Source organism: Vibrio sp. 03_296 (assembly GCF_002265885.1).
On sequence record NZ_NPKW01000147.1, the window covers coordinates 96,531 to 119,736 of the forward strand.

A 23,206-nucleotide genomic window follows, 5' to 3' on the forward strand; every position below is an offset into this window, starting at 1 on the left:
GGTTAAAATTGAAAATGACAGTTATTGACACGAGTCCAAGGAAATCAATGCCATGTGTCGGGCGGGGCTGCGCCCACCCAACACACGCCATCGATTTCTAAAGGCTCTGCGTATAACATGAGCATTTGCAATTCTTCGCGCTCAGCGCATAGGCGTTCATATTGTTGGTAGTTCTCCTCCTGCATACGCTCGTATTCGCGTTCACGTTCGAGAACATCAAACCAATCAACAACACCATCCATAATTTGCTGTTGAGCTTTGATAAACTGTTCTTTGTTGGCGGTTTTCCACGTTTTGAAGCGTGTGGCGATGAATACATCACGGAAAATCAGACCGTTGAGACGAGCTTGCGCGGCATCGCCGTAACGAGTAGCAACAAACTCGCCGTGTGAATCAATGAGCTTTTCCACGGTATTTACAGCGGAATACGATGATTTCACGGTCTGGTCTTTGCGCTTAACAAGAACGCCGCCCATTGCGTAACAAAAGGCTTTCCAGTCGCCCTCATCAGCAGAGCGGCGCACTTTTTCAAGTAGGAAATGCTCCTCTTGAGAAAGGTCTGTAAACATGGCGTCGTCCTCTTTGAACTCTTCGCGCAAGCGTCTTAACTCACGCCACACAGTGACCGAGGGGCCACCGATAAATTGAAATTGTCGAATCTGGTTAACACGAGCCCATGTAACAACGCGCTCAGCAGCCTCAATGCCAGATAGATTGGAATTGCGGTCTGTTTCAATGTGCTGACCGTCAACGTTTTTACTCAAATATTTCGCAACATAACCAACAGCAGAGCCGCGATTAAAATCGATAGTCTCAGAGGTGAAGCGTCTTTTCTTCGCGCCTTTTTCATTTGGCGAATCAACCAACGCAAGGCGCTTAAACTCTTTCGTAACAAGCTTTGCATGGCGTTTTTCCATGAACAAAAGAAAGTGATGATGAGGCGTTCCGTCTTGATGAGGCTCAACAATGCGCATCCCGTAGACTTTGATTTCGTTCTTGTCCATCCATTTGCGCATGTCTTGCCACACTTTCATTAAGTAATCATGCGTGCGCTGAACAGTAGGACGACCAGCCTCAAGCCATTTAGGATTGACCGCGCCATTACTGGAGCAGTGAAAACGAGAAGGAGAGGTTAGGGTATAGAACATTGCTGAATGCTTGCTTTCTTGTGCAATTTGCTCAAAGCCCTTTAAGCGCGTAAACATCTCAGCGCGACGAATGGCAGGGTTAGAAACAGATTTGCCAGAAAGCTCTGACATGGTGAACCAGCAATTGGGGTTTTGCTCATCATAGGCAACCGTTTTTTCTAGAGCCGTTTGATTTGACTTGATTCGGTCACGGTGACGCAATACGGAATAGTCAGAGCAATAAATTTGCTTATGACGTTGAACGAGCGACAAATCACGGGCGACACGTTCAAGCTCATAAGCACACTTTCTACGCAATTGGCGAATCAGCCATTTTTCATCAATGGCGCGATTAGTTAGGGCGTAAAGCTCCCCGTTTTCCTCAGCTTTTTCAATGACGGAAGGGTTGAAGCCAAGACCAAGAGAATGCAAGCAATCACACGCTTCTCTAAATTGCTCAGCCTCACCAGCACCACGAAGGGCAAACACGCGCTTAGCAAATTGGTATGACTTTTCTTTGCCAAACTCGGTGATTTGGTCGTCTGACATGGCGTAACTATAGCCGTGTTTTGTCAAACGTGAATGCGCGAGTTCTAACTCATGTAATGAATCGATTTCAGTTTGCTTTTGATTCATTGATTCGAAATCAGCGTAAGCGCGCATCATGTGACGAGTAAAACCGCCGTGACGCTTGATTGACAGAAACAAATCGCAAGGCGTACCGGACTTTTCAGCACGATAAGAAATATCTTTTGATTTGATAAGCGACTCGGGAGCCAGATTAAAATCTGACTGAATTTGCTCAAAATAAGTAGGCGGTGGCGTCCAATCTTGCTCAGGATAAGCGGCGCGAGTGTGGTCTACATAATCACGCATGTGCGCGAAAAGCGGGTCATGGATATGCGAAGCAGTGGCATAGGTATTGACGGGAATGAAATCAATCATTTCCTCCTTGCCTGTCGCCATATCGATAACGCGCTGATACATGATTAAGCCTCCACCTCATAGGAAAGTTGAGCTAAAGGCCATTTGGGTTTGATGGATTCAAGAACCTGAACCGCTTGAGCTTGAGGAAGGCGAACGGCCTCAGATTGCTTTGAAGTTGTTTCAACAAAGCCGCGCTCATTGGTCATAAGAAAGCGAGGATGAACGCCAGAAGTAAGTTGAATTTGGACTTTCATATTAACCACCTTAACTAGTTAACAACCCAGAGAGAGACCGCCAAGGCCGAAACGCAAGCGTTAAGGGCAAACGCCCCGAGCCGAGGCGGTCGAATTCACATATTTGTGTATAGTTAATACACATATTTGCGTAATGTAAATACACGTATTTGCGGATAATTAAGCTAGAATCAGGTTAACTAGAAACGGTGAGGATTTTATAAATGTATATAAACCAACTGTTAGATGCGTATAAAAACGCTAAGAATTACATTCAAGACAAACAAATCGCGCACGATTTAGGAATAAGCGTGCAAAAGTTATCAGGAATAAGAAATGGTGAGCGTTATCTAACTGAAAACGAAGCGCTATTTCTTGCTAAGGAAGTGGGAGCCGACACAGAAACGGTATTAGTTTACTTAGCAGCAGACAAAGCCAAGAGTTACGAAGCACAGCAAGCATGGAAGAACATCGCAAAAAAGTATAACGGGCTAGGTTTAACAGGTATTTCAATGGCTTACGGGGCTTTTGCTCTGACAAATTTAGAAATGGCCAACTTCGTATTATGTACGTTATGTTAAATGATATATAGCGCTACGTGAAATGTTTCTGTCTCGGCTCCCCTTTACTGGTATTAATGCTCTGATTCATGATTAAACATAATTTGTATTTACCATAAAATACCTAATATAGAACCTTATTAATCAAAGATTTAAGGTTCTATATTGGTTATACGATTAAGGCTTCAATCGCGTTGGCGAGTTCTTGTTTTCGTACGGGCTTAGCAACAAAGCTGTCCATACCGACGTCTAAGCAATTTTGTTTATCGCTGGCTAATGCATGGGCTGTTAAAGCGATAATTGGCACTTCAAATCCCTTTGCTCGTAGAATTTTTGTTGCTGTGAGTCCATCCATGACTGGCATTGACACATCCATAAACACCACATCCAGAGACTCCGTGTTGGACTCGATGAACTCAATCGCTTCACTTCCGTTATTGGCAATAAATACGTTGTGGCCAAGTTTGTTTAAAAGCAGTTGGATAACCATTTGATTGGAATGTGTATCTTCTACGACTAACACATTCAATGCTCTGTCGCGTTTGCTAGTCGTGCCATCTTGGCTCAAACGAATTAGCTTGCGACTTTTAACTGGAATTTGCACAACAAATGTCGAGCCCTTACCAAACTGGCTAGAAACACGAACTGTTCCTGACATGAGCTCAACCAAGTGTTTTGTAATGGCAAGCCCTAGGCCCGTGCCTCCAAATTTTCTGGTAATTGAGCTATCTGCTTGTTTAAACGCGGTGAACAAAGAGCTAATTTTGTCTCTCTCAATGCCAATCCCTGTGTCTATGACAGAGATGGATAACTCATCATTTTCTAGGCTCACACGAATATCAATCTGACCTTGCTGAGTGAACTTCACCGCGTTACCAATGAGATTAAACAACACTTGAGATAATCGGCTGGGATCAAGCCAATAGTGACGCTTGTCGTCAAGTTCGATGCTGAGCTCAATATTGAGCCCTTTTGACGCAGCAACTAATTGCTGCTGTGACACTACAAAAGTGACAGTGTCATTTATATTAATCCATTGAGGTGAAAGGGAAAATTCGCCAGATTCAATTTTGGATAGATCAAGTATGTCGCTGATGATTGCCAGCAACAGCCCTGCTGAACTTTCCATATGGGAGAGCAAGTTGATGTGACCTGCTGACATGTCGGACTGTTTGAGAACATCCAACATGCCCAAAACGGAGTTTAATGGTGTTCTTAACTCATGACTCATCATGGCTAGAAACTCAGATTTTGCTCGGTTGGCACGCTCAGACTCTTCTCTGGCCAATGCCAATTCTCGTGTCCTTAGCTCGACGATACGTTGTAACTTCTCTTTGTTTTCGATATCAATAACAGCTCGTTCTATCAAAGGCAAAAAGCGCTTGAGAGTTTCTTTTGCTTCAATACTGAACTGCCCTTTTGTATTACCGATCAGGAGAATAACGGATTGAGTTACCTGAGCATCAATGCCCGTTAATAATACAGAGTTAATGTGGCTTTTGATGAAGCTGTTGAGCTCTTTAAACTCTGACAATTCGGTGGGTTCGAATAGAATGATGCATTCGCCATTGATCACTCGGCTAAATTTTTTTCCATCACACCAAGTTGTATTATTGAACACTTGGTTTGTTGTGAGCAACGTCGCGAAATTCTCTTTATCACAGTGCCGAGTAAGGACCACAAAATCATCAAAGTTGATGTATTTCTTCAATACGTTATTGAGGCCTAAGAAGATTTCGTGACGATTTTTTGCTTCACTCATCGCAGAGATTGCGCTGAGGATGGCCTTGTTTTCTTCAGCTAGTCGCTTTTCGAGTTCCCTACTCTTTTTAAGCTCAACTAATGCGTCGTGAAGGGCTTCTTTTTCAAACGTTGTCATGTTATTTACTTTCATCCGGTGAATGGAAAATAGCTGAAGAAATCATTAAGTTACCATGTCCATTTTCACCGCCAACGAAGCGCCCCTGCTCGCCGAAAGTAAACGGACAAATAAAAGGTTTATCATCTAATTCATCTAGAAGTTGTTTCAAAACACTGTCGATATCGTGTTTTAAGTGAATCATAGGGCCTGCACAAAAAATGTTAATAACACCTATTTTTCGAGAGTCTTCTAGTTTTTGCCAAAATGCCGCATTGATAACTCGTGCTGCTCGGCTGATAAGCTGATCTTTACATCCCTGCATGAGGTAGATGCGCTCTCCCAGATCGACGGTAGAAAAGAGTTCAATACCATTTTCAGTCGTTTCTCTGACTGGGTGTGACAGCTTAAAGTAAGGATAATCATAGAGCTGCCCTGCAACTCGCCCTAACGGATAAGCCGTCGCAATATCAAAGATCAATTGCTCTTGGTTGTACTCATCAAGATGAATTTTGGTCCAATCTTTGTACACGGAACTTGCGGGTTTACCATCAATTTCCAGTAGTACTCTATCGCTGACTTTCGTAACGAGCCCCGATAATTCTGTTGGCGTGTGGCCTGCACTAAACGCAGTGAAGATAGATTGTGAAGAGAAAAATACCGTGAGGCTAATGCCTTTTATGCTTGTTCCCTGCGTTGTGAAAATAGACCAGTTTCCTTTGACCTGATTGTCAGCTGCGCTTCCGCCGATAATAGGTACTAAAGTGCCAAACTTTTGGTCAATAGCTTCGATGATTGACTCCTCATTCCCTGGAGTCGCATGAAGTAAGATCAGACTGGGTACTTCCCCTGCTCGGTCTGCATTGTGAAGTGCCATATCCAACGTTCTAAATACAATTTCTTGGACGCTGTCACTGGTTTCGTTGAGGTCTGATATTCCAGTGCCATAAGCGTTGCTACCACTGTCATAGATAGCAAAAACACCAACGACAGGCCCTTGGTGAAATCCCTTATCGGTCATGATCGCACGACATGAACTTGCGCCATGTACAGGAATCGATGGAAAATGTTGTCGGAAAGAATGTTGAAGTTTCTGGCTAGAATACTCTTCGGTATAGTAGCAAATGAGCATCGCTAAATGATCATGAGCGATCTGCTCTTTGATTGCAGCGACAGCGTGTTCTTCGTTGGTCAAATGACTAATAACAGATTGGCAAAGCATCACGTAGTAACGATTTCTAAAACTCCCCTTACTTTATACCAATCTACTACTCCACTTCTATTAATTTGCATGAGAAGTACGGAACCTGTCTATAACAACGCGTGCCAAGTCTGATTTATAGAACAATAACCGCAATGGTCGTATTGTCTTTATTACGTATTTTTATTGATGTAGCAGTGCTTGCATCTAATAAAATGATATTATCGCTGAACGGTATATTTGATGTTTTATTTTGATCTAAATCAATTTTTAAATTGTCGTTTTTATCTGTTTGGATCTTAATTTGCTGGCTAGCGCGATAAATAATCATTTTACTGTTATCAAGTGTTAACTCACATCGTTCTTTTTGTGAACAATCAATCTCTTCCAGCGGTTGATAACTCAACGACCTCCATATAAACGCCACCACTAATATCGTGAGCATGATTAATATTTGTGCAAGCCTTGCCTTTGTTAACTTTTGTGCCGGCATTTTTTCAGTTTTCCTTGTTACAAACTTCAAAGTTTTTAAATAAAAGATGATTTCCAGAGCGTCAGTAAGGTTACTACTCTGTCATTGAATTGTTAATTCAAGTATAGTGTGCCACTGAAAATGCCACTTTTTCTTAAAGTCGGCAAGAGGAATAAAGTGATGATAACGCAGTATTTCTTGAGTTGATTTGGGTGGTGTTACGACGCAAGTCGTGTTGGAAGTAAAGTGTAGTTAATTAGAAATTGGAAGCATGCAAATGAGCCAAGAAAAGCAGCTTGAACAAAACTACAACTATACAGTCGTTCGTCAATTTACCCTTGTGACCATTTTATGGGGTATTGTTGGCATGGCTGTTGGTGTTTTGATTGCCGCTCAATTAGTATGGCCACAGCTCAACTTTGATACGCCGTGGTTGACGTACAGTCGTTTACGTCCCCTGCATACTAACGCGGTCATTTTCGCGTTTGGTACAAGTGCCTTGTTCGCAACGTCATACTATGTTGTACAGCGCACCTGTCAAACTCGTCTATTTGGTGGTCCTCTCGTCGCCTTCACCTTCTGGGGTTGGCAGGCTATTATTCTTGCCGCTGCAATCACTTTGCCACTGGGTTTAACCTCAGGCAAAGAATATGCAGAACTCGAATGGCCAATTGATATTGCAATCGCGGTCGTATGGGTTTCATACGCGGTTGTTTTCTTTGGAACCTTAGTGAAACGTAATACTTCTCACATTTACGTAGCGAACTGGTTCTTTGGCGCTTTTATCATTACTGTAGCAGTGCTTCACATTGTGAACAGCATGGCAATCCCTGTTTCACTTGGTAAATCTTACTCGATTTACTCAGGTGCAGTAGATGCGATGGTTCAGTGGTGGTACGGTCACAATGCGGTAGGTTTCCTTCTTACAGCGGGTTTTCTTGGTATGATGTACTACTTTGTACCAAAGCAAGCTGAACGTCCTGTTTACTCATACCGTTTGTCAATTGTCCACTTCTGGGCTCTTGTTTCTTTGTATATCTGGGCAGGTCCTCACCACTTACATTACACAGCACTACCTGACTGGACTCAGTCTCTAGGTATGGTTATGTCCTTGGTTCTATTCGCTCCATCTTGGGGTGGTATGATCAACGGTATTATGACCCTGTCTGGTGCGTGGCATAAGCTACGTTACGACCCTATTTTGCGTTTCTTGATCGTTTCACTTTCTTTCTATGGCATGTCGACTTTCGAAGGTCCTATGATGTCAATTAAGACAGTGAACGCATTGTCACACTACACCGACTGGACGGTTGGTCACGTTCACTCTGGTGCGTTAGGTTGGGTTGCGATGGTGTCAATCGGTTCGGTTTACCACTTGATCCCTCGCCTATTCAACCAAGAGCGCATGTACTCAGTAAGCCTAATCAACGTTCACTTCTGGTTGGCGACTATCGGTACAGTACTGTACATCGTTGCAATGTGGATCTCTGGTGTTATGCAGGGTCTGATGTGGCGTGCAGTCAACTCTGACGGTACGTTGACTTACAGCTTCGTGGAATCTGTTGAGGCTTCTTACCCATTCTACTTCGTACGTTTCTTAGGTGGTTTTATCTTCCTATCGGGTATGTTCCTAATGGCATACAACACGTACAAAACAGTGACTGCACCTAAGCAAAGCTTAAAAGCAGTTGCACAGCCGGCATAAGGAGATTGAAGAATGAGTTCTAATTCTAATAATCGCCACGAGATCATTGAACGTAATGTCGGTTTGTTGGCTATCTTTATCGTTTTTGCAATCAGTTGGGGTGCTCTTGTTGAGATCACACCATTGATTTTCCAAAAACAAACAACTGAGCCGGTAGAAAATCTACGTGCTTATTCTGCTCTAGAGATGGAAGGTCGCGATATTTATATCCGTGAAGGCTGTAACGTTTGTCATAGTCAAATGATTCGTCCTTTCCGTTCAGAAACAGAACGATACGGTCATTACTCAGTCGCTGGTGAAAGCGTTTGGGAACACCCTTTCCTTTGGGGTTCTAAGCGTACTGGTCCTGATTTGGCACGTGTTGGTGGTCGTTACTCAGATGAGTGGCATCGTGTTCACTTGTTAGACCCTCGTGAGCTAGTACCTGAATCAAACATGCCTGGTTTCCCATGGCTAGCTGAGAACGTACTAGATGGCAAATTGACCCAGAAGAAATTGGAAGTGTTCCGTAATCAGTTTGGTGTTCCATACACTGATGAGCAGATTGCAAACGCATCCAAAGATGTTGAAGGAAAAACGGAGATGGATGCCATCATCGCTTACCTTCAGTCTCTTGGTCATGCAATGAAATAAGGGGGCATATTATGGATTTCGGTACAATTCACAGTATTTATACCGTTGTACTTTTCGTTAGTTTTATTGGCATTGTTGCTTGGGCATACAGCAAAAAGCGTAAAGCGAGTTTTGATGAGGCCGCCAACCTTGTTTTTGCTGATGAAGAGAAATCTAGCCCAACTAAACAAGGAGTGACGAAGTAATGACTACATTCTGGAGTCTCTGGATTATCGTGATTACTGTCGGTACGCTTGTTGGCTGTGCTGTACTTCTTTACTGGTGCGCTAAAGATAAAATGGGCGTAGAAGAAGGTGCAGATATGGGCCACGAGTACGACGGTATTCGCGAGCTAAATAACCCACTGCCAAAATGGTGGACTTACTTGTTCGTAGGTACATTTATTTTTGCAGCGGTTTACCTAACCCTGTTCCCAGGTTTGGGTAACTTTAAAGGTGTTTTGGGTTGGCAAAGTTCTGCTCAGACAGTTCGAACGGTTGAAGAGTCTAAGCAAGCCATCGCCAACGCTCAATCAAATAAACAACTGAACCAATACGCAAAAGAGTTGGATGATGCTGATGCATACTTTGGTGAAGCATTCCGTCGCTTAGCGTTTGATGACAACGGCTTACGCCCGATTCCGGCTATTGCAGGTGATGATGAGGCGTTAAAGGTAGGTCAACGCCTATTCTTACAAAACTGTTCTCAGTGTCATGGTTCCGATGCACGCGGTCAGAAAGGTTTTCCTAACCTTACAGACACTGCTTGGTTGTACGGTGGTGAACCTCAAGCTATCGTAACGACAATCATGCATGGTCGTATTGGCCAAATGCCAGCATGGAAAGATGCACTTGGTGAGCAAGGCGTAGAAGAAGTTGTGAGCTACGTTTTGAGTTTGTCTGGTCGTAAAGTGAATGCACGAGAAGCCGAAGCGGGTAAAGCTCGTTTCGTCGTCTGTGCAGCGTGTCATGGTACTGATGGTAAAGGTAACCCAGCAGTGGGTGCTCCTGATCTAACAGACAAAGATTGGTTGTTTGGTGATTCTCGTGCAGACATTACTGAAACCGTTATGAACGGACGTTCTGGTGTCATGCCAGCCTGGAAAGACATTCTAGGCGAGGACAAAGTTCAGCTTGTTTCAGCTTATGTTTGGAGCCTAAGCAACGGCGAAAATAATAAGTAACATTTCAATAACAGCCCCTTTTTAAGGGGCTGTCTTTCCTTTAAATTAAAGCCCTTATCTTTCATTTAGTTGTTGAGAACTTTTTTATGGTAAAGCCTTGGTATAAACAGTTTTGGCCGTGGTTTCTGATCATTTTGCCACTGACAGTGGTAGTGTGGACGATCGTGACAGTGGTGATTTTTTCACAAAACTCAGTCTCTCTTGTCGCTGAGGATTACTATAAAAAAGGGAAAGGGATCAATATCGACATTAGTAAACTGAATATCGCGAAAGAACTGGGTTTGAATGCCACCGTTTCTTCAGATGACAATGTCATTATTATCGAGTTCAGTAAAGGTGATCTTCCTCATTTTCCTGCGTTAACCGCGACATTTACACATCGCACTCTACCCGACCGAGATTTCACGCAATTGCTTACGGCGGATGCCAAAGGTGTCTATCGCTTATCGCTGGATCATAAAATGGAAGGGCCTTGGTTTATTGAGCTTCAACCACATGACCAAAAGTGGTTAGTTCAAGGCCGCGTTACTTTCCCTTCTTCGGCAACTGTTTTGATGAACTAAGACTATGACACAATCCTGTTATCACTGTGGTGAAGATGTACCGGTCAACACGGATTTTAAAGTTGAAATCTTAGGTGAAAGTCGCGAAATGTGTTGCCCAGGTTGTGAGACCGTGGCGCAAACAATCGTGGATAACGGCCTCGTTTCTTATTACCAATATCGAACCGCACCAGCAGAAAAAGTGGAGTTGGTGCCTGAGCAACTCAAGGCCCTCATTCATTACGACAACGAGGAAGTTCAAGCCGAGTTTGTGCGCAGCAACGACAATTATTGTGAAGTGATGCTTTCTTTAGAAGGCGTTTCTTGTGCAGCATGCGCGTGGCTAATTGAGAGACAAGTGAATGGTCAAACGGGTGTGGTGTCAATAAAGGTAAATACCACCACGAATCGAGCTCTTCTCTCTTGGGATAAGTCCAAAACAAAACTGAGCGAGCTTCTTTCTGGCATTCATTCTCTAGGTTACAAAGCCGCCCCTTTTGAAGCGGACAAACAAGAGGCCTCATATCATGCGACGATGAAGCAGTATCTTTATCGACTCGGCATAGCGGGACTGGCGACAATGCAAGTGATGATGCTGGCCGTTGCATTGTATTTGGAAGTCTTTGGCGATCTTGAACCAGAGTTTAAGAATTACTTTCGTTGGGTGAGTTTGATTTTTGCAACACCAGTGTTGCTTTACTCTGCCCTACCATTTTATCTAAATGCTTGGCGCAGTATTAAAGGAAGAACCTTGGGGATGGATGTGCCTGTCTCCATTGCCTTGATTTTTGCATATTGTGCGAGCTTAGTGGCAACCGTCACAGAACAAGGGGAAGTGTTTTTTGAGTCCATCTCAATGTTCACTTTTTTCTTGTTAGTTGGGCGCTTTTTAGAAATGCGAGCTCGTCGAAAAGCGGCGGCGGCAAGTGGCAATTTGCTTAAACTGATCCCTGCCATCGCCACAACGTTGGATGGTAAGCAAGTTCCGGTTAAGAGCTTAAAAATTGGTGATCAAGTCCGAGTTTTACCAGGTGAGCATATACCCGCCGATGGTTTTGTTGTTGAAGGACGAATCCATATTGACGAATCAATGCTAACCGGAGAATCGGTGCATGTCGTCAAGCGCGCTGGTGACGCTGTTTTTGCTGGGACCCTCAATGGCGATGAGTCGTTTGTTTTGCAGGTTACGAGTTCGAAAGCGGATTCGGTAATTTCCAATATCGTTCGGCTTCAAGATGAAGCGCAGCACTCTAAGCCCAAAATTGCCGAAGTGGCAGACGTAGTGGCGCGTTATTTTGTCGGTGCTATTTTGCTTATTTCCGCAGCCACTTGGTTCTATTGGCACCAAACAAAACCTGAAGACGCATTCTGGATTATGCTCTCTGTTCTTGTGGCGACTTGCCCATGCGCGCTTTCTCTTGCAACACCAACGGCACTAACGTGTGCCACATCTCGAATGGGCAATTTTGGTATCCTGTTGCGAAAAGGACATGTATTTGAAACCTTGTGTAAAGTTAACCACTTAGTGATCGATAAAACAGGCACGCTGACCAAAGGCGACATTGAAGTCGAAGATACAAAAACCTTCGATGAGTTCAATAAAGGAACGTGTCTTGCGTTAGCAGCTAGCTTAGAAAGCCATGCCAATCACCCTATTGCCCGGGCTTTCAAACCTTATTTTGATACAGATTTCCAGGTTAGCGATGTGGTCAACATCATTGGCTCAGGCATTTCTGGAACTTGGGAAAATAAGGCGATAAACATTGGCAGCGCGGCGTTCGTTCTAGGTAGAGTCGCATTAGAAAAAAATGCGGTCTATATGTCCATTGATGGTAAGCATGTGGCAACATTCTATTACCATGATCCAATTCGGAAAGAGAGCCATGAGCTCATTGAAAAGTTTGCCCAAGCAGGTATCAAAACCACTTTGTTAACGGGTGATTCGGCCGCCAATGCTGAGGGCGTCGCAAAGGCCGTTGGAATTGAGCACGTTATCGCGTCAGCGAAACCGGAGGATAAACTGGCGTATCTCAAAGGATTGGAAGAGAACGATATAACAATGATGGTTGGGGATGGCATCAATGATGCTCCAACACTAGCTGGCGCGCATTTATCTGTAGCAATGGGCAGTGGTACAGATGTCGCTAAGGCATCTGCTGATATGACGCTGCTTGGGGATCGTTTAGATAAGCTCCTAGAGGCTCGTGAGTTGGCGTTAAGAACTCGACGAATCATAAAGGAAAATCTCGCTTGGTCATTGGGTTATAACCTATTGATTCTACCTTTGGCAGTCGCTGGTTTGGTTGCACCTTATATTGCGGTTGTAGGAATGTCTGCTAGCTCTATAATAGTGGTCTCCAATTCCTTAAGACTGCTCAAAGAGCGTGGAAAGTAAACAATGGAAAGTTTGTATCTTCTTATCCCAATTGCAATCGTGTTGGTTTGTGTTGCTGTAGCGATATTTCTTTGGGCGGTAAAAAGCGAGCAGTTTGAAGATCTCGAAAGGCAAGGCAGTAACATTTTGTTCGACGAAGAGCATGTCAAGCCGACGGAAAAAGAGAAATCTTGATGGCACCAGATATTATTGGAGCCTTTATGATCGGCCTTGCCGGGGCCGGTCATTGCATTGGAATGTGCGGCGGTATCGCTTCTTTACTTAATCTAGGACAGCAACAAGCTTCTCCTATTCGCAACACCCTTCTTTATAATCTTGGACGCCTCACTAGCTATGCATTGTTTGGTGCATTGATTGGTGGAGCTGTCTCATCATTAGCTGAGCTCAGTGGCTTAAATCAGTCGTTGGCTTGGCTAAGGCTGATGGCTGCATTTTTCATGATTCTTGTTGCTCTGTATATCTCCAAGATATGGAATGCACTCTTGTTCGTCGAAAAGGCTGGGCAATCTATCTGGCGATGGATCAAACCAATAACCGCTCGCCTCCTTCCTATTCAGCATCCCTTACAAGCATTCCCTTATGGCTTTGTTTGGGGATGGTTACCATGTGGTTTAGTCTATTCTGCACTGACGTGGGCAGCGGTATCTGGTAGTTATTACAATGGTGCGCTTATCATGCTGGCTTTTGGGTTTGGAACTCTGCCCGCTATGTTACTTGTTGGCGTCGGTGCGCGATTTATTGCACAGCTTCAGACATCGTTAACATTTCGACATATCACTGCGTTAATGCTCATTATCTATGGTCTTTACACCGCTTACGACGCAGTAAAATTGTTACACTTGATCAACTAACCTGAAGATGACGCACTTTTTTTTACTATCCTTTAGTATTAACCAGTGCTAAAATATTGACGTATATCAAATAGTGAAAGGTTGTTATGATTTCTGAAAAACCTGCGACAAAGCGCATCCAATCAGGTGGTTGTGCGATTCATTGTCAAGATTGTAGTATCAGCCAACTGTGTATTCCGTTTACATTAAACGAAGCTGAATTGGATCAACTCGATCAAATTATCGAACGTAAAAAGCCGATCCAAAAAGGCCAAGAGTTATTCAAAGCCGGTGATGATCTAAAATCTCTTTACGCAATTCGTTCTGGTACGATTAAAAGCTACACAATTACCGAGCAGGGTGATGAGCAGATTACGGCTTTCCACTTAGCCGGAGATTTAGTTGGTTTTGATGCAATTACAGGTGATAGCCACCCTAGTTTTGCTCAGGCACTAGAAACTTCAATGGTTTGTGAGATTCCTTACGAAATTCTTGACGACCTTTCAGGAAAAATGCCTAAGCTTCGTCAACAAATCATGCGCCTGATGAGTAATGAAATCAAAGGTGACCAAGAAATGATTTTGTTACTTTCGAAGAAGAATGCAGAAGAGCGTTTAGCCGCATTTTTGTACAATCTATCTACCCGTTTCTCGCAACGTGGCTTTAGTCCGCGTGAGTTTCGTTTGACCATGACTCGTGGTGATATTGGTAATTACCTAGGTCTTACTGTCGAAACGATCAGCCGCCTTCTAGGCCGTTTCCAGAAGTCAGAGATTCTTAGTGTAAAAGGTAAGTACATTACGATTCTTGATCATGATGCGCTAATGGAACTTGCTGGCGTATCAAAAGAGTAAATCTCTACTGCGACGTAGCTCAACCCTGAGCTACGTCATATTTTTCTTCATTATCTTCCTAATGTCCTAATATTTCTCTCTTTTCTACGCTAAAGTATTCATATGGTTCTACAACATAAGTGGGCTGAGATATGAGTATTTACAGTAAAATCCTCGTTGTTGCAGACATCAATAAAGATGAGCAACCTGCGTTAGCAAGAGCAGTTCAACTTGCTAGGAAGAGCGTTTCAAAAAGTCACATAACCTTCTTTCTATCGATTTATGATTTCTCGTACGACATGACATCAATGTTATCCATTGATGAACGTGACGCGATGAGACGGGGTGTGATTTACCAACGTGAGCAGTGGTTGAAGAAAATTGCAGAACCCTATCTCGATGACTCCGTAGAATTCGAAATTAAAGTGATTTGGCATAATCGTCCGTATGAAGCAATCATTGCAGAGGTCTTTGCCAGTGGCCACGACATTTTGATTAAAGGAACTCGTAAACACGACGTTCTTGAGTCGGTTATCTTTACACCTACGGATTGGCATCTATTACGCAAGTGCCCTATCCCTGTGTTGCTGATCAAAAATGCGGATTGGCCAGAGCATGCCAATATCCTTGCTTCAGTCCACGTCGGTTCTGAAAACGAAACTCACCTTGAGTTGAACAATAGTATGGTTGAACGGCTAAAAGAGATCACGAATCGGTTAGATGCAGAAGCGTATCTTGTCAATGCGTACCCAGTGACGCCAGCCAATATCACGATAGAGCTGCCCGAGTTTGATCCGACGACCTATACAGATGCCGTTCGTGGGCATCATCTTACAGCCATGAAAGCGCTGAGACAGCAGCATGGTATTGATGAAGAACACACTATTGTAGAACAAGGCTTACCAGAGGATGTCATTCCTTCTGCCGCCGAAAAGCTGAATGCAGCAATGGTGATTCTTGGAACCACGGGGCGTACTGGCCTTTCAGCAGTGTTTATCGGCAACACCGCCGAGCATGTGATTGATAAAATTAACTGTGACGTATTAGCGCTGAAACCAAAAGGCTACGTGAGTCCATTAGATCCAACGACGGCTTCATAACTCAAACTCCCGGGCAATTAAGCCCGGGATTTTTTTGTCCGGCACTGGCATCTTGGAAATTTATCCGTATCATACGCACTTCATTTATTTTGACGTGTTTTAAGACTAACAGCCGATGACAGAGCAAATTCAAGAGCGCACTAAAGCTCAACAATATAACTTCAACAAGTTACAAAAGCGTATTCGTCGTAATACAGGCCAAGCGATTGCTGACTTCAACATGATCGAAGATGGTGACCGTATTATGGTGTGTTTGTCTGGTGGTAAAGACAGCTTTACCATGTTGGACATTTTGATGAGCTTACAAAAAAGTGCCCCAATCTCCTTTTCTCTTGTAGCTGTTAACCTTGACCAAAAGCAACCTGGCTTTCCAGCGCATGTACTGCCTGAATACCTAGAAAGCTTAGGTGTGGAATATAAGATCGTAGAAGAAGATACTTACTCGATTGTTCAAGATAAGATCCCTGAAGGTAAAACGACCTGTTCTCTTTGCTCTCGCCTACGTCGCGGTATTTTGTACCGCACAGCAAAAGAGCTCGGTGCAACAAAAATTGCGCTAGGCCATCATCGCGACGACATTTTGGAAACCTTATTTCTAAACATGTTCTACGGCGGAAAAATGAAAGGGATGCCACCTAAGTTGGTTTCAGATAACGGTGAACACGTTGTGATTCGTCCACTGGCATACTGCCGTGAGAAAGACATCATCAAATATTCAGACATGGTTGGCTACCCTATCATTCCATGTAACCTATGTGGCTCGCAACCAAACCTGCAGCGTCAAAATATCAAACAGATGCTGAATGATTGGGATAAGCGTTTCCCAGGTCGTATTGAGACAATGTTCCGTGCAATGCAGAATGTGGTGCCAAGCCATTTAGCGGATTTTGAGTTGTTTGATTTTAAATCGATCAACAAAGATTCAGGCGTGATTAACGGTGGTGATATTGGTTTCGACAAAGAAGAAATGCCTGTTGCAACCGTTGAGGATGACGATATGGTGCAAGAGTTTGATCCAAGCTTAAAGCTAGATGTGACCAATATTTAATCAGCTTGCAAACACAATAAAGGCTACCATGTGGGTAGCCTTTGTTTTATCAGTTGAGTGTTTAACTCATTACTTCTTTGCCGCAGGTAAGTAAGGTAAAACGCGCATAGTGGGCTGTGGTAACAGCATATAGCCGGCTTCGCCTATCTCACTGAGCGCCACTTGCACCTTGCCGTTGACGATCGCCTTTTTCTGTCCATTGGAGAAAGTAATCATGTCGTTCAATTGTTCGGCGAACTCCATTGTTACCCCTTCTACATCAGGCGTAAACCAACTAGAAAACATGCCGCCTAAATCATCCAACATGGTTTTCATCTGTGGCATGAGAGATTCTAACTGCGCATACGTCACTTTTCCTTGTAATGGCTGTTTGGTCATCACAACGAGCGAGTAGTCACAACGCATATCTTGCGGTGTCTGAACGAAAACCAGTGGATTTGCTGACTTGAGGTTGTTATCTATTGGCAGCGGTAACTCCTTTGATGCGGGAATCATAAATTCTTCGTAATGCTCCTCTTTTTCCATCCACGCTTTTTCAATGTCACAAAGCTGTTTGGTTTGAGGATTAACGAAAAAAATGCCGACCTTAACGTCCTCATGCCCCTCTTTAGTATTGTTTTTTAATTGAGAGAAGAGCTTTGAGTAGGTAAACATGTACTCTTGCGCAGATACAGGTGTCACCACGAAAGAGGATAAGGCGGTACAGAGCAAGGTGAGGCCAATCTTTCTCATTCTATTTCTCTTGTTGTTTTAGTTTGTCCAAAATTCTGCATTGTGGCGGATCATCGCTTGCAGATCATCAACATAATCCTGCCCTCTCTCTGAATATGAAAGCAGGCCATTCGTCAGTTCTGTTGCCACGGAGACGCTTTGTAGATCGCGACCTTGCATGTCAAGAGTGGCGCGAATCTCACGCAGTTCTTTGTATGCACGATTACGATTAACGTTCATAAAATAGCCATGAACCGAATCTTGAACCGAAGAAAACTTCGCCACTTCGTGGAAAGCTCCTTGATCACGTTCAAGTGGAACCACACCACATCCTGGGGTGTAGCACCACTGGCCAAAGAGATTGTTTGCTTGACGAGCAAAGCGCGAAGTTCCCCAAGCCGATTCGTTGGCCGCTTGAATCATGACGAGCGCTTCAGGAAGTACGTTCGCCCTTACCAACAATTCGTTGATTGAGTCCTCACTTGCTTCTTCTATTGATAGTGTGACATCGTAACGAGAGGCTAACTTGTCGAGTCGAGCGCTCTGCTTTTTCGATAAGTTGGCCATATCCAACGATTCTAGAAAAGAACGCTCTTCAAGCACACGTTGGTTTTCCAGCGCCACCATAGGTCTTAGATAGTCGAAAAAGGCCCTTTTTTTCTCGGCGACATTTTGAATCGCAGCGAAGTCAGGTAAAGATTCCATAGCTTGCACTGGCTCTTTAAGTTGATGGTCTCGATAGAACACATAAGGACCGACAGCAGAGAAAGCAACAAAAGCCGCAACAGCGGTCACTTTTAAAAATGTAGATTGTGATGGGTTAAGCATTAAATACCTGTGAATTGTTATCGTTATTGTCGTCAGAACCGGAGGTCGCCACTATTTTCAAACGGATACCAAACATCTCACGATAGAGAATACCTTTGAGATGGAAGAAAAATGGCAAAACAAAAATCAACCCGATGCCATAAAAGACCGTTGCTACCGCAAACATCACCATCACCAGCAGGTACAAACCTGATACCACTAGAATTTTTCGGTTGATCGCACGTAAAGAAAGCAGCAGAGATTGCATTGGTGGAACATTCTTTTCGCAGATAAGCAGAATCGAGTGACTAAACGCCATTGAAAGATAAAGTGAAAGCAAAGGAAAAATCATGCCCAGTAAGCCTTGAAGCATCAAGCTGAACAAAGTGGCAAGAATAACGGGAATCGTGTATTGAAGCCCTTTGCTGATGTGGCGAGTTTTCGTCTGTAAGCCTGCAGCATGGCTCATCGCCATCAAGCTGACACCTGCAAAAATCGGGGCGCTAATCACTTCGTAGCTGAAGTTTGCGACATAAATAGCCGAAACAATTTGTTCAGTCAGTAAATCGGGATTGACGATGGCATCAAGGATGACACTCGGCTCACCAAGTTGCAGTTGAAGTGCGATATAGAAAATCAGCAACTGTAGCGCGAGTAACAGCACGATAGCTGGAGAAAAGCTGAAGAAATGCGACATCGTTTTCTTCCAAGCTTCACTAAAAACAGCTCCAGCACTCAGCTCATATTGACCAGAGAGCGCACTTTCAATAGTACCGCCAATGTTAATCTCTTTTTCGAATTCGTTTTTCATAGTTATCCTAAGCTGACTTACTTATCCTCTGTAAAATCTGCATTAATAGAAGGACGTTCATTATACTGAAATCTCTCGTTAGCTAAACTCTGTTTCTCTATGTATATCTTGCTTTATTTGCATTTTGATTGATAATTAACCACTTGAAATCTATAGGCGACAGATTAGTTTGTAACGGGATATTTTGGTCTTCATTCAATTACTTGTGAAAGCCGAATAATCCTAATAACAGTATGGTAAGTAATCGTCATTTTTACCTACAAAACTTTTTCTGTTTCGGGATGAGAAAATACTTTGAATTCACACTTTTGGTGATTATCATGCGCCCCTTATTGTGAATTACTACAGGTCATACTAGTTACATGACCCATGTGGGAGAAATACAGACGTTGAACGCTAAACAAAATGCAGGACAACCAGTAATCCGTTTATCTGGTATCAGTAAGAGTTTCGATGGTAAGGAAATCATCGGTAATTTAAACCTGGACGTTAATCACGGTGAATTTTTAACGATTCTAGGTCCTTCTGGCTGTGGTAAAACAACCGTTTTACGCATGATCGCAGGTTTTGAAACTGCAGATAATGGCCAAATTACGATCGACAATCAGGATGTCACTAACGTTCCTGCAGAACAAAGGCATGTCAACACGGTATTCCAAAGTTACGCATTGTTCCCACACATGACTGTGTTTGATAATGTTGCGTTTGGTTTACGTATGCAGAAGGTCCCTACTTCTGAAATCGAACCTCGCGTAATGGACGCGCTTAAAATGGTTCGTTTAGAGAGCATGGCTCAGCGTAAACCTCATCAGCTTTCTGGTGGCCAGCAGCAGCGTATTGCAATTGCGCGTGCAGTGGTTAACAAACCAAAAGTACTATTACTTGATGAATCCCTATCAGCGCTTGATTACAAATTACGTAAGCAAATGCAGATCGAACTCAAGCAGCTACAGCGTCAGCTTGGCATCACCTTTATTTTCGTGACGCACGATCAGGAAGAAGCCCTATCGATGTCAGACCGCATTATTGTTATGCGCTCAGGTGTGATCGAGCAAGATGGCTCACCTCGTGAAATCTACGAAGATCCAAAAAACTTATTTGTTGCGCGCTTCATTGGCGAAATCAACGTGTTTGAAGCAACAGCAAAAGAACGCCTTGACGAAAAACGTATTCGTGCAGAAATTGAAGGTGTTGACTCTGTGGTTTATTTTGATGAGCCGGTAACGGCAGGTCAGAAACTGCAAGTGCTACTTCGTCCAGAAGACTTACGTATTGAAGAGATCAAAGAATCCGAAGAGAAAGGTATTGTCGGTCACGTTACCGAGCGTACTTACAAAGGGATGACTCTTGATTCTGTTATTGAAACGGAATCTGGCATGCGTGTAATGGTGAGCGAGTTCTTTAACGAAGATGATCCTGATGTGGACCACTCTTTGGGCCAAAAAGTCGCCATTACTTGGGTTGAAAGCTGGGAAGTGGTGCTAAGCGATGAGCAAGAAATTTAGTCTTCAAAACGCCATTATCACGCTGATTGTCGGTTGGTTGGTTCTTTTTGTTCTTATTCCAAACCTGATGATCATTGGCACCAGTTTTCTAACGCGTGATGAAGCCAACCTCATTGAAATGACGTTTACATTGGATAACTACGCGCGTTTGCTCGATCCTTTGTACGTGAAAGTGTTGCTGCACTCCTTCTACATGGCGATTGTTGCAACCCTTATCTGTTTGGTTGTGGGCTACCCATTTGCTTACATTGTGGCGAAGATGCCACACAAATGGCGTCCATTTATGCTGTTTTTGGTGATTGTGCCTTTCTGGACCAACTCACTGATCCGTACCTATGGCCTAAAAATCGTGTTGGGTACACAAGGTATTCTCAATAAAGCGCTATTGAGCATTGGTCTTATTGATACCCCGATGCGCATTATGTTTACCGAAACCGCGGTGATGATTGGTTTGGTGTACATTTTGCTGCCGTTCATGATTTTGCCGTTGTACTCAGCCATTGAAAAGCTGGACGACACGTATATCGAAGCGGCAAAAGATTTAGGTGCAAACAAGTTCCAGACGCTAACAAAGGTCATTCTGCCATTGACAATGCCTGGCATTATCGGCGGTTGTTTGTTGGTTCTCCTCCCTGCTCTAGGCATGTTCTACATTTCTGACTTGCTTGGCGGTGCGAAAAACTTGCTGATTGGTAACGTCATTAAGAGCCAGGTGCTCAATGCACGCGATTGGCCGTTTGGGGCTGCGACCAGTATCGCGCTGACCATCGCAATGGCGATTATGCTTTATGCCTACTATCGTGCAGGTAAATTGTTGAATAAGAAAGTGGAGCTGGACTAATGGGACGTACAGTTAGATTTAGCTTTATGACGTTGGTTTATGCGTTTTTGTATTTACCAATCATCGTATTGATCGCCAACTCGTTTAACGAAAACAAGTTCGGTATGAAATGGGGCGGATTCACTACCAAGTGGTATCACGCGCTAGTGAATAACGACAGCTTGATGCAAGCTGCATGGCACTCGTTTAACGTTGCGATTTTTTCAGCAACTGCGGCCACGATTATTGGCAGTTTGACGGCGGTTGCCCTATTCCGCTACCAGTTCAAAGGCAAAAGCGCAGTAAACGGTATGTTATTTGTCGTCATGATGTCTCCGGATATTGTGATGGCTATTTCGCTATTGGCGCTGTTTCTTGTGCTGGGTGCACAATTGGGTTTCTTTACTCTTTTGGTTGCGCACATCACCTTCTGTTTGCCATTTGTTGTGGTCACAGTTTATAGCCGCTTAAACGGTTTTGATGTGAAAATGCTCGAAGCAGCAAAAGACCTTGGTGCAAGCGAATGGGTGATTCTAAAGCAAATTATTCTGCCACTGGCGAAACCGGCTGTTGCAGCTGGTTGGTTGCTAAGTTTTACCCTATCTTTAGATGACGTTATCATCAGTTCGTTTGTGACGGGCCCAACTTACGAGATTCTACCGCTGAAAATCTACTCAATGGTTAAAGTGGGTATCTCTCCAGAAGTCAACGCATTGGCTACTGTGATGCTGGTTATTTCACTCGTATTGGTGATTACCTCGCAAATCCTTGCGAGAGAGAAAGTTAAATAAACCGCCTTCTGGTTGTGTTTAAACGCGAAGCAGAATGGTGATTCACCATTCTGTTTTTTTATCGAAATGCCTTCGGGCAACGTTTGGTTTGGAGCTAACGTAAATGAAAAAATGGGCTACTTTATTAGCTGGTAGTGCATGTGCGCTTTCACTGTTTTCTGGTTCGGTTGCAGCGGAAGATAAAGAATTGGTATTTATGAACTGGGGTCCTTACATCAACAGTAATATCCTAGAGCAATTTACTAAAGAAACAGGTATCAAGGTGATTTACTCTACTTACGAGTCAAACGAAACCTTGTACGCCAAGTTGAAAACGCACAACCAAGGCTATGATCTGGTAGTACCTTCTACCTACTTCGTATCTAAGATGCGTGATGAAGGTATGTTGCAGAAGATTGATAAATCGAAGCTAACAAACTTCAAAAACTTAGATAAGAACTATCTAGATAAACCTTACGATCCAAACAACGACTACTCTATCCCACACGTTGTTGCGATCACTGGTCTTGCTGTGAATACCGATATGTACGACCCAAATGACTTCCAAAGCTGGGCAGACCTATGGAAACCTGAGCTTAAAGGCCAAGTCATGTTGATGGACGACACTCGTGAAGTGTTCCATATCGCACTACGCAAATTGGGTTACTCGGGTAACACCACTGACGAAAAACAAATCGATGAAGCCTACGCAGAACTGCAAAAGCTAATGCCAAACGTGTTGGTATTCAACTCTGACAACCCAGGCGCACCATACATGTCTGGCGAAGTTGGCGTTGGCATGCTTTGGAACGGCAGTGCGGCGGCAGCGCAAAAAGAAGGTTTACCTCTAACGCTTGTTTTCCCTAAAGAAGGCGGCATTGGTTGGGTAGATAACTTTGCAATTAGTTCGGGTGCGAAAAACGTGGATGCGGCGCACAAGATGATCGATTTCCTACTTCGTCCAGAAATTGCAGAGCAAATCTCTAACGACACGGGTTACTTGACCGCTGTTGCTGAGTCAAACGCGAAGTTCAAAGATGTGGCGCCACTGTTCCCGTCGCAAGAAGATCTTGATCGCGTAGAGTGGCAAGACGCGGTTGGTGACAAAACTGTGAAGTACGAAGACTACTTTATGAAGCTTAAAGCTGGTCAATAA

The 23,206-nt window shown here is 43.7% G+C and carries 24 protein-coding genes; 16 read left to right on the plus strand and 8 right to left on the minus strand.

Annotated features, from left to right (window positions below; genetic code table 11):
* Positions 1-44 precede the first annotated feature (44 nt).
* Positions 45-2,114, minus strand: a complete 2,070-nt coding sequence (locus CIK04_RS19955; RefSeq protein WP_097352708.1) for a replication endonuclease — start codon at positions 2,112-2,114, stop codon at positions 45-47.
* Between the two features lie 2 nt (positions 2,115-2,116).
* On the minus strand, positions 2,117-2,308 hold the full coding sequence (locus CIK04_RS19960) for a hypothetical protein (protein WP_097352709.1): 192 nt from the start codon (positions 2,306-2,308) through the stop codon (positions 2,117-2,119).
* A 203-nt stretch (positions 2,309-2,511) separates the two neighbouring features.
* On the opposite strand from CIK04_RS19960, the gene CIK04_RS19965 reads away from it, so the two are divergent.
* Positions 2,512-2,868 carry a DUF3693 domain-containing protein gene (locus CIK04_RS19965; protein WP_097352710.1) on the plus strand — a complete coding sequence of 119 codons (357 nt, stop codon included), beginning with the start codon at positions 2,512-2,514 and terminating at the stop codon, positions 2,866-2,868.
* A gap of 148 nt (positions 2,869-3,016) precedes the next feature.
* Here CIK04_RS19965 and CIK04_RS19970 read toward each other — a convergent pair whose 3' ends face one another.
* From CIK04_RS19970 to CIK04_RS19980, 3 genes are all read right to left on the minus strand, one after another.
* A complete protein-coding gene (locus CIK04_RS19970; protein ID WP_223848394.1) occupies positions 3,017-4,726 on the minus strand; it encodes an ATP-binding protein in 1,710 nt (569 codons plus the stop codon).
* A 1-nt stretch (position 4,727) separates the two neighbouring features.
* Positions 4,728-5,927, minus strand: coding sequence for an FIST signal transduction protein (locus CIK04_RS19975; protein WP_176463389.1), 1,200 nt, complete (start codon positions 5,925-5,927; stop codon positions 4,728-4,730).
* A 115-nt stretch (positions 5,928-6,042) separates the two neighbouring features.
* Positions 6,043-6,399, minus strand: coding sequence for a hypothetical protein (locus CIK04_RS19980; RefSeq protein WP_017422061.1), 357 nt, complete (start codon positions 6,397-6,399; stop codon positions 6,043-6,045).
* A gap of 250 nt (positions 6,400-6,649) precedes the next feature.
* On the opposite strand from CIK04_RS19980, the gene ccoN reads away from it, so the two are divergent.
* The 11 genes from ccoN to ttcA all read left to right on the plus strand — a co-directional run bounded on the left by ccoN (position 6,650) and on the right by ttcA (position 16,626).
* The gene (ccoN, locus tag CIK04_RS19985) at positions 6,650-8,083 is read left to right on the plus strand and encodes a cytochrome-c oxidase, cbb3-type subunit I (protein ID WP_011080466.1); all 1,434 of its coding nucleotides are present in this window, start codon (positions 6,650-6,652) and stop codon (positions 8,081-8,083) included.
* 12 nt (positions 8,084-8,095) lie between these two features.
* Positions 8,096-8,716: a cytochrome-c oxidase, cbb3-type subunit II gene (gene ccoO, locus CIK04_RS19990; RefSeq protein WP_011080465.1), complete on the plus strand. Its 621-nt coding sequence runs from the start codon at positions 8,096-8,098 to the stop codon at positions 8,714-8,716.
* A gap of 11 nt (positions 8,717-8,727) precedes the next feature.
* Positions 8,728-8,901 carry a CcoQ/FixQ family Cbb3-type cytochrome c oxidase assembly chaperone gene (locus tag CIK04_RS19995; protein WP_011080464.1) on the plus strand — a complete coding sequence of 58 codons (174 nt, stop codon included), beginning with the start codon at positions 8,728-8,730 and terminating at the stop codon, positions 8,899-8,901.
* Positions 8,901-9,878: a cytochrome-c oxidase, cbb3-type subunit III gene (gene ccoP / locus CIK04_RS20000; RefSeq protein WP_017422059.1), complete on the plus strand. Its 978-nt coding sequence runs from the start codon at positions 8,901-8,903 to the stop codon at positions 9,876-9,878. Before CIK04_RS19995 ends, ccoP begins: the two co-directional genes overlap by 1 nt.
* Positions 9,879-9,964: 86 nt before the next feature.
* Positions 9,965-10,441, plus strand: coding sequence for a FixH family protein (locus CIK04_RS20005; protein WP_038940829.1), 477 nt, complete (start codon positions 9,965-9,967; stop codon positions 10,439-10,441).
* Between the two features lie 4 nt (positions 10,442-10,445).
* Positions 10,446-12,815 carry a heavy metal translocating P-type ATPase metal-binding domain-containing protein gene (locus tag CIK04_RS20010; RefSeq protein WP_097352712.1) on the plus strand — a complete coding sequence of 790 codons (2,370 nt, stop codon included), beginning with the start codon at positions 10,446-10,448 and terminating at the stop codon, positions 12,813-12,815.
* Between the two features lie 3 nt (positions 12,816-12,818).
* A complete protein-coding gene (gene ccoS / locus CIK04_RS20015) occupies positions 12,819-12,989 on the plus strand; it encodes a cbb3-type cytochrome oxidase assembly protein CcoS (RefSeq protein ID WP_011080460.1) in 171 nt (56 codons plus the stop codon).
* Positions 12,989-13,666 carry a sulfite exporter TauE/SafE family protein gene (locus CIK04_RS20020; protein ID WP_045590174.1) on the plus strand — a complete coding sequence of 226 codons (678 nt, stop codon included), beginning with the start codon at positions 12,989-12,991 and terminating at the stop codon, positions 13,664-13,666. The genes ccoS and CIK04_RS20020 overlap by 1 nt, the downstream gene beginning before the upstream one ends.
* Before the next feature lie 86 nt (positions 13,667-13,752).
* Positions 13,753-14,499, plus strand: a complete 747-nt coding sequence (locus CIK04_RS20025; RefSeq protein WP_011080458.1) for an FNR family transcription factor — start codon at positions 13,753-13,755, stop codon at positions 14,497-14,499.
* Positions 14,500-14,630: 131 nt separating this feature from the next.
* The gene (gene uspE / locus CIK04_RS20030) at positions 14,631-15,578 is read left to right on the plus strand and encodes a universal stress protein UspE (RefSeq protein WP_011080457.1); all 948 of its coding nucleotides are present in this window, start codon (positions 14,631-14,633) and stop codon (positions 15,576-15,578) included.
* 115 nt (positions 15,579-15,693) lie between these two features.
* Positions 15,694-16,626, plus strand: a complete 933-nt coding sequence (ttcA, locus tag CIK04_RS20035) for a tRNA 2-thiocytidine(32) synthetase TtcA (protein WP_038940830.1) — start codon at positions 15,694-15,696, stop codon at positions 16,624-16,626.
* Between the two features lie 69 nt (positions 16,627-16,695).
* Here ttcA and CIK04_RS20040 read toward each other — a convergent pair whose 3' ends face one another.
* The 3 genes from CIK04_RS20040 to CIK04_RS20050 are packed head-to-tail and all read right to left on the minus strand — an operon-like array spanning position 16,696 to position 18,955.
* Positions 16,696-17,358 carry a DUF2987 domain-containing protein gene (locus tag CIK04_RS20040; RefSeq protein ID WP_097352713.1) on the minus strand — a complete coding sequence of 221 codons (663 nt, stop codon included), beginning with the start codon at positions 17,356-17,358 and terminating at the stop codon, positions 16,696-16,698.
* An 18-nt stretch (positions 17,359-17,376) separates the two neighbouring features.
* Positions 17,377-18,165: a glucosaminidase domain-containing protein gene (locus CIK04_RS20045; protein ID WP_039542503.1), complete on the minus strand. Its 789-nt coding sequence runs from the start codon at positions 18,163-18,165 to the stop codon at positions 17,377-17,379.
* Positions 18,158-18,955 carry a membrane protein gene (locus CIK04_RS20050; RefSeq protein ID WP_011150279.1) on the minus strand — a complete coding sequence of 266 codons (798 nt, stop codon included), beginning with the start codon at positions 18,953-18,955 and terminating at the stop codon, positions 18,158-18,160. The genes CIK04_RS20045 and CIK04_RS20050 overlap by 8 nt, the downstream gene beginning before the upstream one ends.
* Positions 18,956-19,317: 362 nt before the next feature.
* Between CIK04_RS20050 and potA the strand changes: the two genes are divergently transcribed.
* The 4 genes from potA (at position 19,318) to CIK04_RS20070 (ending at position 23,206) form a co-directional block, all read left to right on the plus strand.
* Entirely contained in the window at positions 19,318-20,460 is a 1,143-nt protein-coding gene (gene potA / locus CIK04_RS20055) for a spermidine/putrescine ABC transporter ATP-binding protein PotA (RefSeq protein WP_038940834.1), read from the plus strand.
* On the plus strand, positions 20,444-21,301 hold the full coding sequence (potB, locus tag CIK04_RS20060; RefSeq protein WP_011080451.1) for a spermidine/putrescine ABC transporter permease PotB: 858 nt from the start codon (positions 20,444-20,446) through the stop codon (positions 21,299-21,301). Before potA ends, potB begins: the two co-directional genes overlap by 17 nt.
* Positions 21,301-22,071 carry a spermidine/putrescine ABC transporter permease PotC gene (gene potC, locus CIK04_RS20065; RefSeq protein ID WP_097352714.1) on the plus strand — a complete coding sequence of 257 codons (771 nt, stop codon included), beginning with the start codon at positions 21,301-21,303 and terminating at the stop codon, positions 22,069-22,071. The genes potB and potC overlap by 1 nt, the downstream gene beginning before the upstream one ends.
* A 103-nt stretch (positions 22,072-22,174) precedes the next feature.
* On the plus strand, positions 22,175-23,206 hold the full coding sequence (locus CIK04_RS20070) for an extracellular solute-binding protein (RefSeq protein ID WP_011080449.1): 1,032 nt from the start codon (positions 22,175-22,177) through the stop codon (positions 23,204-23,206).

What these genes read in the sequence shown, in the direction of transcription:
- CIK04_RS20025 (WP_011080458.1), top strand. Translation starts at nt 13,753, where the DNA reads ATGATTTCTGAAAAACCTGCGACAAAGCGCATCCAATCAGGTGGTTGT.
- uspE (WP_011080457.1), top strand. Translation starts at nt 14,631, where the DNA reads ATGAGTATTTACAGTAAAATCCTCGTTGTTGCAGACATCAATAAAGAT.
- CIK04_RS19965 (WP_097352710.1), top strand. Translation starts at nt 2,512, where the DNA reads ATGTATATAAACCAACTGTTAGATGCGTATAAAAACGCTAAGAATTAC.
- CIK04_RS20040 (WP_097352713.1), bottom strand. Translation starts at nt 17,358, where the DNA reads ATGAGAAAGATTGGCCTCACCTTGCTCTGTACCGCCTTATCCTCTTTC.
- CIK04_RS19960 (WP_097352709.1), bottom strand. Translation starts at nt 2,308, where the DNA reads ATGAAAGTCCAAATTCAACTTACTTCTGGCGTTCATCCTCGCTTTCTT.
- CIK04_RS19955 (WP_097352708.1), bottom strand. Translation starts at nt 2,114, where the DNA reads ATGTATCAGCGCGTTATCGATATGGCGACAGGCAAGGAGGAAATGATT.
- CIK04_RS19975 (WP_176463389.1), bottom strand. Translation starts at nt 5,927, where the DNA reads ATGCTTTGCCAATCTGTTATTAGTCATTTGACCAACGAAGAACACGCT.
- ccoO (WP_011080465.1), top strand. Translation starts at nt 8,096, where the DNA reads ATGAGTTCTAATTCTAATAATCGCCACGAGATCATTGAACGTAATGTC.
- ccoN (WP_011080466.1), top strand. Translation starts at nt 6,650, where the DNA reads ATGCAAATGAGCCAAGAAAAGCAGCTTGAACAAAACTACAACTATACA.
- CIK04_RS19995 (WP_011080464.1), top strand. Translation starts at nt 8,728, where the DNA reads ATGGATTTCGGTACAATTCACAGTATTTATACCGTTGTACTTTTCGTT.
- CIK04_RS20005 (WP_038940829.1), top strand. Translation starts at nt 9,965, where the DNA reads ATGGTAAAGCCTTGGTATAAACAGTTTTGGCCGTGGTTTCTGATCATT.
- CIK04_RS20010 (WP_097352712.1), top strand. Translation starts at nt 10,446, where the DNA reads ATGACACAATCCTGTTATCACTGTGGTGAAGATGTACCGGTCAACACG.
- potB (WP_011080451.1), top strand. Translation starts at nt 20,444, where the DNA reads ATGAGCAAGAAATTTAGTCTTCAAAACGCCATTATCACGCTGATTGTC.
- potC (WP_097352714.1), top strand. Translation starts at nt 21,301, where the DNA reads ATGGGACGTACAGTTAGATTTAGCTTTATGACGTTGGTTTATGCGTTT.
- CIK04_RS20045 (WP_039542503.1), bottom strand. Translation starts at nt 18,165, where the DNA reads ATGCTTAACCCATCACAATCTACATTTTTAAAAGTGACCGCTGTTGCG.
- CIK04_RS19970 (WP_223848394.1), bottom strand. Translation starts at nt 4,726, where the DNA reads ATGACAACGTTTGAAAAAGAAGCCCTTCACGACGCATTAGTTGAGCTT.
- ccoS (WP_011080460.1), top strand. Translation starts at nt 12,819, where the DNA reads ATGGAAAGTTTGTATCTTCTTATCCCAATTGCAATCGTGTTGGTTTGT.
- potA (WP_038940834.1), top strand. Translation starts at nt 19,318, where the DNA reads ATGACCCATGTGGGAGAAATACAGACGTTGAACGCTAAACAAAATGCA.
- CIK04_RS20020 (WP_045590174.1), top strand. Translation starts at nt 12,989, where the DNA reads ATGGCACCAGATATTATTGGAGCCTTTATGATCGGCCTTGCCGGGGCC.
- CIK04_RS20070 (WP_011080449.1), top strand. Translation starts at nt 22,175, where the DNA reads ATGAAAAAATGGGCTACTTTATTAGCTGGTAGTGCATGTGCGCTTTCA.
- CIK04_RS20050 (WP_011150279.1), bottom strand. Translation starts at nt 18,955, where the DNA reads ATGAAAAACGAATTCGAAAAAGAGATTAACATTGGCGGTACTATTGAA.
- ttcA (WP_038940830.1), top strand. Translation starts at nt 15,694, where the DNA reads ATGACAGAGCAAATTCAAGAGCGCACTAAAGCTCAACAATATAACTTC.
- ccoP (WP_017422059.1), top strand. Translation starts at nt 8,901, where the DNA reads ATGACTACATTCTGGAGTCTCTGGATTATCGTGATTACTGTCGGTACG.
- CIK04_RS19980 (WP_017422061.1), bottom strand. Translation starts at nt 6,399, where the DNA reads ATGCCGGCACAAAAGTTAACAAAGGCAAGGCTTGCACAAATATTAATC.